This is a genomic window from Flaviramulus basaltis (assembly GCF_900114265.1).
Lineage (GTDB): Bacteria > Bacteroidota > Bacteroidia > Flavobacteriales > Flavobacteriaceae > Flaviramulus > Flaviramulus basaltis.
Window position 1 is genome coordinate 139,459 of the sequence record NZ_FPKV01000004.1, and the last position, 13,685, is coordinate 153,143.

Consider the following 13,685-nt stretch of genomic DNA (forward strand, 5'->3'; position numbering starts at 1 on the left):
AAAGTATTTATTAGTAAAACTATAGTCCGAATTCTACACCTAAAGTTAATACATCAAATGAACTGCCGTCTCTACTAACACCTCTATAAGCTAATACTAAATCTAAACCTTCACTAAGAGAATATTGAACACGAGGTGCATAATAAAACCCTCCATCGTTACCTTCATTTATGCCAACTGCATAACCTAAATCAGCACCAACAACAAATTTATCAGAAACACCTAATCTCCCTGCTGCCGCTAATGGTAAAAATTGAATGTCATCAATTTCAAAACCACCAATCTCATCACCAAAAGAATGTGAAAACCCAGTAACAACACCAGCGTCAAAAGAATCTGATACTTCAAATAAGTAGCCTAAATCAACAGCTATTGAAAAAGTTGTAAAATCACCCGCATCGCCAACTGGTAAGCCAAGATTTACTCCTCCTTTTAATTGCCCTTGTGCATTCACGTTGCTTATTACGAATACAGCAATAATTAATAACAAAAATAATTTTTTCATAATTTTATTACGTTTAATTGATTAATAGTTGAATAAAATAAAACTATTTATAAAACATTAACAAATTTATTTTTAATATTTCAATCAATTTAAAAACAAATAAGTAGAACTACATATTAAATTTTAAACAAAAATTATAATTAATTTGTTCTATTTTTACATTCATGAAATGGCAGAACGCACTTAAAGACTATCAATTATATTTAAGAATAGAACGTGGATTATCTCAAAACTCAATTGATAGTTATTCTAGAGACGTAAATAAACTAACTGATTTTTTAGAAGAAAATAAAATTGTTATAACGCCTATAACAATAACTTCTGAACACCTACAAAAATTTATTTACGAAGCAGCTAAAAATGTAAATGCTAGATCTCAATCTCGAATAATTTCGGGTTTACGAAGTTTTTTTAACTATTTAGTTTTTGAAGATTACAGAAAAACAAACCCTTTAGAATTAATAGAATCTCCAAAAATTGGTAGAAAATTGCCCGACACACTTTCTGAAGATGAAATAGATAAATTAATTAATGCTATCGATTTAAGTAAACCAGAAGGCGAACGCAATAGAGCCATTCTAGAAACTTTATATGGATGTGGTTTGCGTGTTAGCGAATTAATAACCCTAAAACTATCTGATTTGTTTTTTGATGAAGGCTTTATAAAAGTTACAGGAAAAGGTGATAAGCAACGTTTTGTACCTATTGTAAATACTACACAAAAATATATTAATATTTATAGGAATGAAATACGTAAACATATTAATATTCAAGCAGGTTTTGAAGACACATTATTTCTTAATAGACGCGGAAAACAATTAACACGAGCCATGATTTTTACTATTATTAAACAATTAGCAGAAAAAATCGGGTTAAAAAAAAGTATTTCTCCACATACATTTAGGCACTCCTTTGCTACACACCTATTACAAAACAATGCAGATTTAAGATCAATTCAGCTAATGTTGGGACATGAAAGCATAACCACAACAGAAATTTATGTTCATTTAGACAAAAGTCATTTGGCTAAAATTGTTGAGGAATTTCATCCTAGAAAGCAAAAACCTTAATAATAAAATTAAATCCTTTTACTTATTTATATTTTTAATTTCAACAGATATAATGTATTTTTGACAGATATTACCCATGTAAAACTATAGTAAAGCATCATTGAAACCCAAAATTTATCGTACATCAATACTTAAAAAACTTACAGGTTTATTTAGGTCTCCCAAAATTGAGAATAATACAGTAAAACTTCCAGAAAACACTAAGTGGCAGTTAGCGGTAGATATATCTGATATTGGTGTTTGGGAATATGATGCTGAGTTAAACAAGTTATATTTTTCTGAATCGTCAAAACGAATTATAGGTTTTGGAAATGACGATAATTTTGGCAAAAACATAGATGACTGGAATGACAGAGTACATCCAGACGATAAAGAAAAATATCATCAAGATTATCAAGACCATATTAGTGGATTAAAACCTTTATACGCTAACGAGCACCGAATAAAATGTAAAAACGGTTCCTACAAATGGATATTAGATAAAGGGAAAATTATTAAATGGGATAAAAAAGGTAAACCCATTCGTTTTATAGGCACACATGTAGATATTACAAATCATGTTGAAAGCGGAATTAAATTATCCAACACCTTAAACATTGTTAGCAAACAAAATAATAAACTTAAAAATTTCGCACATATTGTTACTCATAATTTAAAACAACATGCGGGAAACTTTGAGAGTCTACTTGAATTTTACGAAGAAGCTAAATCTGAAAAAGAAAAAAAGGAGTTAATAGATTACCTAAACACTTTATCTACTTCCTTAACAAAAACAATTAGCAACTTAAATGAAATTGTCTCAATACAAAATAATAAAGTTGACAAAATTGAAAAACTTTATTTAGCGGAAGAAGCCGATAAAATTTTAAATATGCTAAGTGTTGTTATTACTGAAAGCAATGCAAAAATTAGCAATAACATAGATCCTAAGCTATATATTTTTTACAATGCAACATATTTAGAGAGTATTATTCAAAATTTATTGACAAATGCTATTAAATATAAGCATCCAGAAAGAGCTCCAGAAATAATTGCAAATACTATTATAACCAAAGAAATTATAAAAGTAATAATATCTGATAATGGTATTGGAATTGATTTAGATAAATTTGGAGACTCTATTTTTGGTTTATACAAAACATTTCATAATAATAAAGATTCTGAAGGTGTTGGTTTATATTTAGTAAAAAATCAAATAGAATCTTATGGTGGAGAAATTACTCTTGATAGTAAAGTAGGTGTTGGAACGACCTTTACCATAACAATACCAAACAAAAAAAATCCAGTTTAAAACTAGATTTTTTTTTGTTTATATATTTTATTTCTTAATTACTTCGCAATATTTACTGCCCTAGTTTCTCTAATTACAGTAACTTTTACTTGACCTGGGTATGTCATATCTGTTTGTACTTTTTGAGAAATACTAAACGATAAATCTGCTGCTTTTTGGTCATCTACTTTTTCACTTTCAACAATAACCCTAAGCTCTCTACCTGCTTGGATAGCATATGCTTTTTTAACACCAGCAAATCCAAAGGCTATATCTTCTAAATCTTTTAAACGCTGAATGTAACTATCTAAAACTTGACGTCGCGCTCCTGGACGTGCCCCTGAAATAGCATCACAAACTTGAATAATTGGTGCTAGTAATGATTTCATTTCTATCTCATCGTGGTGAGCTCCAATAGCATTACATACTTCATCTTTCTCGCCAAATTTCTCTGCCCATTGCATTCCTAAAATAGCGTGTGGAGTTTCCATATCTGCCTCTGCATCTGGCACTTTTCCTATATCATGTAGTAACCCTGCTCGCTTAGCAAGTTTAGGATTTAATCCTAATTCGGCAGCCATCACACCACAAAGCTTAGCGACTTCACGCGAGTGTTGTAATAAGTTTTGCCCGTAAGAAGAACGGTATTTCATTCTACCAACCATTTTTATAAGTTCTGGGTGTAGATTATGAATTCCTAAATCGATAACTGTACGTTTACCAACTTCTATAATTTCTTGTTCAATTTGTTTTTGAGTTTTCTTTACAACTTCTTCAATACGTGCTGGATGTATTCTTCCATCTGTCACCAATTTATGTAATGATAAACGTGCAATTTCTCGTCTTACAGAATCAAAACATGATAAAATGATTGCTTCTGGTGTGTCATCAACAATAATTTCTACACCAGTTGCTGCTTCAATGGCTCGTATATTTCGTCCTTCACGACCAATAATACGCCCTTTAACATCATCAGATTCTATGTTAAATACAGAAACGCAGTTATCAACCGCTTCTTCTGTACCAATACGCTGTATGGTATTTATAATAATTTTTTTAGCATCTTGCTCTGCAGTTAATTTCGCTTCTTCTAATGAACTTTGAATGTATGCCATAGCATCATTTTTTGCTTCACCTTTTAAAGACTCTACTAATTGCTCTTTAGCTTCTTCTGCAGAAAGGCTAGAAATAACCTCTAATTGTTGTACTTGGTTTTTATGAAGCTTATCAAGTTCTTCTTGTTTCTTTTCATAAACATCAAGCCTATGATTGTAGTCTTTAACTTTATCTTCTAAGCTTTGATTTAATTTTGTGCTTTTTGAAAGTTCATTTGAGATTTGTGATTCTTTGTCACGCGTACGCTTTTCGGCTTCTGCCATTTTCTTATCTCTTGATAAAATTACTTTTTCATGTTCTGCTTTTAGCTCTAAAAATTTTTCTTTGGCCTGAAGTATTTTATCTTTTTTAACACTTTCTCCTTCACTATTAGCTTCCTTAAGTATTAAGTCTGCATTTTTTTTTGCTTCTTTCACAAGTTTTGAAGCGTTATTTTTCTCTAGTGTCTTTGCTATAATAAAGCCTATTATTAGCCCTAAAATCACACCACCTACTGCAAATATAATTGAGTTATCCATCGTTATTTAGTTGATTATTGTATATAAAAAAGCCTACACCAGTGTAATGTTTTGTATAAACTCCTTAAAAACAAGTTTAGGGCTAACAAGCTGATCAAGGGTCTGCTCAAGGCAGCATGCTTTTACAACTTAAACTCACCCTTTTTAAAGAATTAACGTTGAGTTTATCAAAAAAAATAACCAATGTAGGCAGTAACTTTTAGTTTATTTTAAAGAACGTTTAAGAGATTAAATGTGAATGTAATAAATCATTTAAAGCATTTAGCTTTTCTTCAACATGCTCACTTACATTCTCTTTATCAATAGTTTTCTGTTCTACTTGAGATGCAAATTGTAAAGCACACATAGCTAATACATCTTGTTTATCTCGAACAGAATAACTTTGCTCAAACTGTTTAATCATAATTTCAATATTCTTAGCCGCTTTACGTAATCCTTCTTCTTGATTTGCTTCAATTGTTAAAGGATATACCCTATTCGCTATAGATAGCTTTATTTTAAGCTTTTCTGACATTGATTTTATGTTGCTTAATCAGAAATTTGACCAATACAATAGTCTATATCTCTAATTAATGCGTTTATTTTAAGCTTAGTTTCTCTCTTATTGTCGTCACTACCAAGTATTGTATTTGCCATTTTCAAGGCTTGATACTTTTCTTCCCAATTAGCAATATGTTGCTTTTGGGTTAAAACTTCTTGCTTTGAAACTTCTAATTCTTCATTCAATTTCAAATTAGTTTGTTTTAAAAGTTCAAGTTTGTGTAATACTTTACTAATTTTGTTTTCTAAAGAATCTACAATATCTTCAATATTACTCATTTACAAATTTCAATACTTATCTCACAAAGTTAACATACCTAGTTATAAATTACAATTGTTTTCTCATAAAATTTCAAAAATCATATATTAAACTCATTCTTAACACAATGGTTTGATTTTTGTGTAATGCTTTGCATATTCACATCAAATTAATACTTTAGCCGTAATACATTTTTATGAAATTTATACTGCCCCTATTTTTAATTATACCATTATTAGCAATTGCACAAAGTAATTATCCACAAGATTATTTTAGCAATCCTTTAGAAATTCCTGTTATATTATCTGGCACATTTGCAGAGTTACGCTCAAACCATTTTCATTCTGGTTTAGATATAAAAACTCAAGGGCGCACAGGCTTAAAGGTAAAAGCTTCAGCCAGTGGTTTTGTAAGCCGAATAAAAGTATCTCATTATGGCTACGGAAAAGCCTTATATATAACGCATCCAAATGGTTACACAACCGTTTATGCGCATTTACAAAAATTTGCTCCAGAAATTGAAAGCTATGTTAAAGCGCATCAATATAAAGAAGAATCCTATGAAGTTGAAATGTTTCCAGCTGCTGAAACACTTCCCGTTTTAAAAGATAGTATAGTAGGATATAGCGGTAATTCTGGTGGTTCTGGTGGACCGCATTTGCATTTTGAAATTCGTGATAAACAGGAACACCCAATGAACCCTATGTTATTTGGAATTGATGTAAAAGATAGCACTTACCCCATTGTAAAATCTATTTACGCCTATCCTTTAGGTGAAAATTCAGCTATTAATAAATCTAACACAAAACAAGAATTAAGATTAATTCCTCTTAAAAATGGTGATTATACTGTAGAAAGTATTGAAGCTATTGGAAATATAGGTTTTGGTATTGAAACTATAGACAGACAAGATTTGGCAGCAAATTCTAATGGTGTTTATAACATTCAAACTTTTATAAATGGTAACAGAAACTTTGAAATAGATTTTAAACAATTTTCCTTTGATGAAACTAAGCACATCAATCAGCTTATTGATTATGAACATTATATAACAAAGCGAGAACGTATTCAAAAATTATTCAGAAAAAACAGTCCTTTAAGTCTTTACAAAGAAGAAATAAATGATGGCTTTTTATCTATAGAAGATAGTACTTATTCCGTTTATAAAATTAGAGTTACCGATTATAAAAACAATGAGTCCTGGGTAACCATTAACATAAAAGGAGACAAAAATGATATTTTAGTTCCTGAAAAAGAAAAAACAACACCATATCTCATAAAAACGAACCAAACTACAAATTTAAAAGAAGGCTCGGTTAGTGTGAATTTTTATAAAGATACTTTCTATGAAGATTTTTATATAGATTTTGAGGTAAAAAACGACACACTAAAACTTCATGAAGATGTTGTGCCTGCAATGAAAAACTTCACCATAAATTATGATGTAAGTAACTATTTAAATGAGGATATAAACAAACTATATATTGCAAGGTTGGTAGGTTACAAAAATTATCCTGCATATACCTACACAAAAAGAAAAGAAAATACTTTAATAGCAAGCACCAAAACATTAGGCACATATGCTTTGGCTACCGATACTATAAGCCCAACAATTTCGCCCATAAATTTTAAAAACGATCAATGGCTAAGTAAATATAGATACTTAAAAGTCAAGATTGATGATGAAGGTTCTGGGATTTCAAATTACAGAGCCACAGTAAATGGTAAATGGATTTTAATGGAGTATGATTATAAAACAAAAACACTAACCTACGATTTTAATGATGCTATTATTACAGATACCAAGAATAATTTAAAAGTAATTGTTACCGATAACGTTGGAAATAATTCTACTTTTGAAGCGTTGTTTTACCGAAAATAAACTTTACAAACTTTTGAGAGCAAAACTTTTACTAACCAACTTTCTTTTTTTTGCTATTACCACTTTAGCTTTTTCTCAAACCGCAAAAGTTAGAGGTGTTATTTTAGACGAAAACAATAAGCCCATAGAAAACGTAAGTATTAAAGCTGGAACTATTGGCACACAAACCAATACTAATGGTTTTTATATTTTAGAAATCTCAGCAAACAAAGATATTGCTCTAGAATTCACACATCTTTCTCATAAAAAAGTTGTCGCTACTTTTAATTTAAAAAACGGTGAAGAATATGAATTCAACCCAGTAATGAGCACGTCGGTTGAACAAATAGCAACCGTAATTGTAACCAATAACAGACGCAAAGAAGTTGAAGGCATCATAAATTTAAAACCTGAAACCATAAGGAAAATCCCTGGAGCTAATGCCGGTGTTGAAAATTTACTAATGACGCTTCCTGGTGTTAGCAATAACAATGAATTGAGTACCCAATATTCTGTTCGTGGTGGTAATTATGATGAAAACTTAGTTTATGTAAACGGTATTGAAGTGTATCGCCCTTTTTTAGTGCGATCTGGTCAACAAGAAGGTTTAAGTTTTGTAAATACCGATTTGGTTCAAAATGTAGATTTTTCAGCAGGTGGGTTTCAAGCTAAATATGGTGACAAATTATCTTCTGTTTTAGATATCACTTATAAAAACCCCTATCAATTTGAAGTGAATGCCGACTTAAGTTTACTTGGTGGAAGTTTATCTGTTGAGAACATTAGTAAAGATTCTAAATTCTCTGGTATTGTTGGTGCACGTTATCGAGATAACAGTTTACTAGTAAATGCTAAAGAAACTGAAACTAATTTCAAACCATCATTCGCAGACTTACAAGGTTATTTTACTTATAAATTTTCAAATAAATTCCATTTAAGCTTTTTAGGAAACGCTTCCCTAAACAAATACAATTACGAACCACAAACGCGTCAAACTAATTTTGGAACATTAAGCGATCCCATTGCGCTTTTAGTTTTTTATGACGGACAAGAAAAAGATAAATACCAAACGGTATTTGGTGCATTTAAAGGTTCCTACTTTGCAAATGATGATTTAACGCTACACTTAATTGCATCAACATATCATACAACAGAAGAAGAGTATTTTGATATTTTAGCACAATACAGGCTTGGTGAAGTTAACACCAATATAGGTGATGAAGATTTGGGTAACGTTGAATTTAGCGAAGGTGTTGGAAGCCAATTAAATCATGGTCGAAACGATTTAGATGCTCTAATCACAAATATTGAACATAAAGGTGATTTTAAAATTAATGATAACCGTTTTGAATGGTCTGTAAAATACACAAATGAAGATATTCGCGACCGTTTAGTTGAATGGGAATCTATTGATTCTGCAGGTTTTTCAATAAGACCACCTAAAACATCTCCTATAAATGAGCAACCTTACGAACCTTACAGCGGACCTTTAGAGCCATTTCAAAACGTTAGAGCAACCAACAATACACAAATAAACAGATTACAAGCTTATGCACAATGGAGCAAACGTAGTACTTTAGGAATTAGCGATGTTTGGTATAATGCAGGTGTTCGAGTTCATAATTGGTCGGTTAATGGAGATTACATTCAATCATCTAACCAAACAGTATTTAGTCCACGAGCTCAATTTGCTATAAAACCATATTGGGAAAAAGATATGCTTTTTAGAGTTGCTGCTGGTTTGTATTATCAACCGCCTTTTTACAGAGAACTTCGTGATGCTGAGGGCGTTATTCAACCTGATGTAAAAGCACAAAAATCGTTTCATTTAGTATTGGGTAATGATTATAGTTTTAAAATGTGGGACAGACCTTTTAAACTAACTTCTGAAATCTATTATAAGAACTTAAGCGACGTAAATCCGTATACCTTAGAAAATGTTAGAATTAGATACAGAGCTTCAAATAATGCTAAAGCATATGCCTATGGATTGGATATGCGATTAAATGGCGAATTTGTACCTGGAACAGAATCTTGGTTTAGTTTTGGCTATTTAAAAACCGAAGAAAATATAGATAACAGAGGTTATATTTCGCGTCCCACAGATCAGCGTTTAAAATTCGCAGCCTTGTTTCAAGATTACGTACCTAATGTTCCTAACATGAAAATATATTTGAATCTGGTATACAATACAGGCTTACCAGGAGGTTCACCAAGTTATGCAGATCCATACGAATACCAAAACAGATTACCTGCCTACAAACGTGCAGATTTAGGCTTACAATTTGTTTTAGTTGATGCTAAAAAACAATTTAATAGCGGTTGGAAAAAACCTTTTAAAGAACTTTCTTTTGGGTTTGAAATCTTCAATATTTTTGATGTACAAAACTCCATTACTAATACTTGGGTAAGAGATGTTTATAGTAAACGCCAATACGCCATTCCTAATTATTTAACTCCTCGAGTATTTAACGTGAGAACAACTATGAAGTTCTAAATTCTTTCTTAATTTTCTCTATTTTAAAAAAAACAATTACCTATTGACAAAATAGGACAATTAATATATAATAGTATTTTTTATATTTGAGTTAACTAAACCATTGATAATCAATCAAACTTTATCAACTAACTAAATATGAATACATTTTATTACAATTCCCCTTTAGAGGAATATGATGCTATTGTTGTTGGCACAGGAATTTCTGGAGGTTGGGCCGCTAAAGAACTTTGTGAAAAAGGATTAAAAACACTCGTGCTTGAACGAGGACCAATGGTAAAACATATTACCGATTACCCTACTATGGGAAAAGATCCTTGGGATTTTAAACACGGTGGAAAATTACCCGCAAGCGAACTTGGAAAGCAAATAAAACAGAGCAGAACAGGATATACAATAAATGAAGCAAGTGCTCATTGGTTTGTTGATGATGAGAAACATCCATATAACGAAGTGAAGCGTTTTGATTGGATTAGAGGATATCATGTTGGAGGTCGCTCTTTAATGTGGGCAAGACAAAGTTACAGAATTGGAGATTTAGATTTTGAAGCAAACGCAAAAGAAGGTATTGGTATTGATTGGCCTGTACGCTATAAAGAGCTAAAACCTTGGTATGATTATGTTGAAAGTTATATTGGTGTAAGTGGAGAAAACTTAGGTTTACCACATTTACCCGATGGTAATTTTTTACCACCAATGCCATTAAACTGTGTTGAAGATCATTTAAAAAATAAGACTGCCGAAAATTACAAAGATAGATTAGTCACCATAAGTAGAACTGCAAATTTAACGGGTGGTGAATTTGAAGGACGCACATCATGCCAATTTAGAAATAGATGCATTAGAGGCTGTCCTTTTGGAGCTTATTTTAGTAGTAATTCTTCAACACTTCCCGCAGCAGAACGCACCGGAAACATGACTATGAGACCAAACTCAATTGTACATGAAGTGATGTATGATAAAGATTCTAAAAAAGCAACAGGTGTTAAAGTTATTGACTCTGAAACTAAAGAAACTTTTGAATTTAAAGCCAAAGTTATTTTCTTATGTGCATCAGCTATAGCATCCACTTCAATTTTAATGCAATCAAAATCTGAAACATTTCCTAACGGAATGGGTAACGAATCTGGCGAATTAGGTCATAATATAATGGATCATCATTTTCGAGCTGGAGCAACTGCAAAAGTTGACGGTTTTAAAGATAAATACTATAAAGGCAGACGACCAACATCATTTTACATTCCCCGTTTTCAAAATTTAGGTGGAGATACAAATAAAAAAGACTTTTTAAGAGGCTACGGACTTCAAGGTGGTGCTAGTAGAACAGATTGGACAAATGCTGTTGGAGAATTAAGTTATGGCAAAGATTTCAAAAACGCCATTTTAGAACCTGGAGACTGGCAAATTGGAATGACAGGTTTTGGCGAAACACTTCCAGACCACAGAAACAAATTCTATTTAGATTATGATAAAAAAGATCAATGGGGATTACCAACAGTAACCTTTGATGCAGAATATAGAGAAAACGAAATTAACATGCGTAAAGACATGATTGTTGAAGCTATGGAAATTTTTGATAAAGCTGGCTTTAAAGATGTTGCTCCAGATGATAGAGAGGTTGGTTTTGGGCTTGGTATTCACGAAATGGGAACTGCTAGAATGGGACATAGCTCTAAAACGTCAGTAGTAAACAAACACAATCAATTACATAACGTCAAAAATGTTTTTGTAACCGATGGTTCTTTCATGACCTCGTCAGCATGTCAAAATCCATCACTTTCATATATGGCATTTACTGCACGAGCAGTCGATTTTGCAGTAAATGAACTTAAAAAAATGAATCTTTAATTAAATTATTATGGAAAGAAGAGAAGCTATAAAAAATTTAGGGCTATCATTAGGTTTTGTAGTAAGCACACCTACTATTTTAAGTTTATTACAAAGCTGTCAAAATAAAACTGAATCTTGGGTTCCTGCATTTTTTAATATTGAAGAAGGTATGGTGTTACAGCAACTTGTTGATATCATTTTACCAAAAACAGATACACCAGGAGCTTTAGATGTTAATGTACCTCAATTTATAGATGCATTTGTAAATGAAACTTTTGAAACCGAAGAAAAAACACATCTTAAAACCGAGTTTTCATTATTAATGAATACCATTAAAACAGAATACAATCAAGATATCAATGACGTAAATCCTGAAAATTATGATAATTTATTGTCCACATATTTCAAAATTGATGAAGTCAAACTAGAAAATTGGGAAGCACAAATAGAAACCTATAAAGCATCAGAAAACCAAACTACAAATGGCATTGAAGATGCTTTACAGTTCGATTTATTAAACAACATAAGATCCATGTCTGTTTTAGGTTATAAAAGTTCTGAAATGGTTGGCGAAAACATTTTAGCCTACGATCCAATACCTGGAGTTTATATTCCTTGTGGTAATCTAGATGAATTAACAGGAGGAAAAGACTGGTCTTTATAAATAACAATCCATAATTATGAAAAAATTATTTGCAATTTGTTTAATTGTTACTATCTATAACAATCAAATTTTAACTAGCCAAAATATTATGACTCATTCAGCAAAATTTGGTGTTTTTGAAAATCAAACCAATATTGGCAACCCTAAAAATAAAGGCGCCATAGACTTTAATTCTGATACACAGGAATATACCATAAGTGGTTCTGGAATAAATGTCTGGGGAAGTACAGATCAATTTCAATATGTATACAAATCTATTCAGGGTGACTTTATTTTAAGAGCTCATGTTCAGTTTATAGGTGATGGTGTCGATCCTCACAGAAAAATTGGTTGGATGGTTCGTAATAATTTAAGCGCCAATTCGCCCGAAGTTCATGCTTCAATTCATGGAGATGGTTTAACATCGTTACAATACAGAAAAATCGATGGTGGTGAAACCGAACAAATTGTTGAATCTTTAGATAAAATGCCTCAAGTGGTTCAATTAGAACGCAGAGGAAACGATTATTACATGTCTACAGCCAAATTTGGAGACTCTTTAGTTACCACAAAGCTAGAAGGTGTTTCTTTAAGAAATGAAGCTTTTGTTGGTTTATATGTATGTTCACATAATGAAGATGTTATTGAAAAAGCTATTTTTAGTAATGTTAGAATTATAAAACCTGCTGCACCAGACTTTCAACCTTATAGAGATTATATAGGAAGTTATATGGAAACTATGAATGTTGAAACTGGACTTCGCAAAACCCTGTTCTATTCTGCACATTCCATACAAGCACCTAATTGGGTTAATAATGACAAAGAACTGGTTTATAATTCAAACGGATTTTTATATCGCTATACATTTGAAAATGGAGAATCTCAGCAAATAAATACAGGTTTTGCCATTAATAACAATAACGATCATATTTTTTCTTTTGACGAAAAATTATTAGGCATTAGTCATCACAATCAAGATGATAATGGTACATCCTCAATTTATATTATGGATCCTAAAGGCGATTCTATTCCACGAAAAATTACGCATGATGGTGTTGGTGCATCCTATTTACATGGTATTTCACCAGATAATAAAACCATTATTTACACAGCAAACAGAAAAGGTAAATACGATATTTATGGGAGTGATATTGAAACCCGTGAAGAGTTTCAGTTAACAGATACTAAAGATTTAGATGATGGAAGTGAATATTCACCTGACGGAAAATATATTTATTTCAACTCCAATAGAACAGGAAATATGCAACTTTGGCGTATGGATGCCGATGGAAGTAACCCTAAACAATTAACTTTTGATGAAAACGCAAAAGATTGGTTTCCACATATTTCTCCAGATGGAAAATGGATAGCTTTTATTTCCTTTCCTCCTACTATTCCATTTGGTGATCATCCTTTCTACAAACATTGTACATTACGTTTAATGCCAACTAATTTAAGCGAAAAACCAAAAATCATAGCATATTTATATGGCGGACAAGGAACCATTAATGTTCCTAGTTGGAGTAAAGATAGTAAGCATATTTCGTTTGTATCTAATAGCAATTAAACTAAAGAC

At 31.5% G+C, this 13,685-nt stretch carries 11 protein-coding genes and 1 other RNA gene; 7 read left to right on the forward strand and 5 right to left on the reverse strand.

Annotated features, from left to right (window positions below):
- Window positions 1-19: 19 nt before the first annotated feature.
- The gene (locus BT151_RS15650) at window positions 20-505 is read right to left on the reverse strand and encodes an outer membrane beta-barrel protein (RefSeq protein ID WP_072403298.1); all 486 of its coding nucleotides are present in this window, start codon (window positions 503-505) and stop codon (window positions 20-22) included.
- 164 nt (window positions 506-669) lie between these two features.
- Between BT151_RS15650 and xerD the strand changes: the two genes are divergently transcribed.
- Entirely contained in the window at window positions 670-1,575 is a 906-nt protein-coding gene (gene xerD / locus BT151_RS15655) for a site-specific tyrosine recombinase XerD (RefSeq protein WP_072403299.1), read from the forward strand.
- A 100-nt stretch (window positions 1,576-1,675) separates the two neighbouring features.
- Entirely contained in the window at window positions 1,676-2,866 is a 1,191-nt protein-coding gene (locus BT151_RS15660; RefSeq protein ID WP_072403300.1) for a sensor histidine kinase, read from the forward strand.
- Window positions 2,867-2,904: 38 nt separating this feature from the next.
- On the opposite strand, the gene rny is transcribed toward BT151_RS15660, so the two are convergent.
- The 4 genes from rny to BT151_RS15680 all read right to left on the reverse strand — a co-directional run bounded on the left by rny (window position 2,905) and on the right by BT151_RS15680 (window position 5,298).
- On the reverse strand, window positions 2,905-4,479 hold the full coding sequence (rny, locus tag BT151_RS15665) for a ribonuclease Y (protein WP_072403301.1): 1,575 nt from the start codon (window positions 4,477-4,479) through the stop codon (window positions 2,905-2,907).
- A 57-nt stretch (window positions 4,480-4,536) separates the two neighbouring features.
- Window positions 4,537-4,643: non-coding RNA, 6S RNA (ssrS, locus tag BT151_RS15670), on the reverse strand.
- 56 nt (window positions 4,644-4,699) lie between these two features.
- The gene (locus BT151_RS15675; protein ID WP_072403302.1) at window positions 4,700-4,993 is read right to left on the reverse strand and encodes a cell division protein ZapA; all 294 of its coding nucleotides are present in this window, start codon (window positions 4,991-4,993) and stop codon (window positions 4,700-4,702) included.
- A 14-nt stretch (window positions 4,994-5,007) separates the two neighbouring features.
- Window positions 5,008-5,298 (reverse strand): hypothetical protein, encoded by a 291-nt coding sequence (locus BT151_RS15680; RefSeq protein ID WP_072403303.1) that lies wholly within the window; start codon window positions 5,296-5,298, stop codon window positions 5,008-5,010.
- Between the two features lie 176 nt (window positions 5,299-5,474).
- On the opposite strand from BT151_RS15680, the gene BT151_RS15685 reads away from it, so the two are divergent.
- The 5 genes from BT151_RS15685 to BT151_RS15705 all read left to right on the forward strand — a co-directional run bounded on the left by BT151_RS15685 (window position 5,475) and on the right by BT151_RS15705 (window position 13,676).
- Window positions 5,475-7,160, forward strand: a complete 1,686-nt coding sequence (locus BT151_RS15685) for a M23 family metallopeptidase (protein WP_072403304.1) — start codon at window positions 5,475-5,477, stop codon at window positions 7,158-7,160.
- Between the two features lie 13 nt (window positions 7,161-7,173).
- Window positions 7,174-9,636: a TonB-dependent receptor gene (locus BT151_RS15690; protein ID WP_084648003.1), complete on the forward strand. Its 2,463-nt coding sequence runs from the start codon at window positions 7,174-7,176 to the stop codon at window positions 9,634-9,636.
- Between the two features lie 138 nt (window positions 9,637-9,774).
- Window positions 9,775-11,484 (forward strand): GMC oxidoreductase, encoded by a 1,710-nt coding sequence (locus BT151_RS15695; protein WP_072403305.1) that lies wholly within the window; start codon window positions 9,775-9,777, stop codon window positions 11,482-11,484.
- A gap of 10 nt (window positions 11,485-11,494) precedes the next feature.
- Complete coding sequence (locus BT151_RS15700) at window positions 11,495-12,130, forward strand: gluconate 2-dehydrogenase subunit 3 family protein (protein WP_072403306.1); 636 nt, start codon at window positions 11,495-11,497, stop codon at window positions 12,128-12,130.
- A gap of 16 nt (window positions 12,131-12,146) precedes the next feature.
- Window positions 12,147-13,676 (forward strand): TolB family protein, encoded by a 1,530-nt coding sequence (locus tag BT151_RS15705; protein ID WP_072403307.1) that lies wholly within the window; start codon window positions 12,147-12,149, stop codon window positions 13,674-13,676.
- The last annotated feature ends 9 nt before the right edge of the window (window positions 13,677-13,685 follow it).

Coding starts and splice junctions, on each gene's coding strand:
- BT151_RS15650 (WP_072403298.1), bottom strand. CDS start 505: ATGAAAAAATTATTTTTGTTATTAATTATTGCTGTATTCGTAATAAGC.
- xerD (WP_072403299.1), top strand. CDS start 670: ATGAAATGGCAGAACGCACTTAAAGACTATCAATTATATTTAAGAATA.
- rny (WP_072403301.1), bottom strand. CDS start 4,479: ATGGATAACTCAATTATATTTGCAGTAGGTGGTGTGATTTTAGGGCTA.
- BT151_RS15675 (WP_072403302.1), bottom strand. CDS start 4,993: ATGTCAGAAAAGCTTAAAATAAAGCTATCTATAGCGAATAGGGTATAT.
- BT151_RS15680 (WP_072403303.1), bottom strand. CDS start 5,298: ATGAGTAATATTGAAGATATTGTAGATTCTTTAGAAAACAAAATTAGT.
- BT151_RS15685 (WP_072403304.1), top strand. CDS start 5,475: ATGAAATTTATACTGCCCCTATTTTTAATTATACCATTATTAGCAATT.
- BT151_RS15695 (WP_072403305.1), top strand. CDS start 9,775: ATGAATACATTTTATTACAATTCCCCTTTAGAGGAATATGATGCTATT.
- BT151_RS15700 (WP_072403306.1), top strand. CDS start 11,495: ATGGAAAGAAGAGAAGCTATAAAAAATTTAGGGCTATCATTAGGTTTT.
- BT151_RS15705 (WP_072403307.1), top strand. CDS start 12,147: ATGAAAAAATTATTTGCAATTTGTTTAATTGTTACTATCTATAACAAT.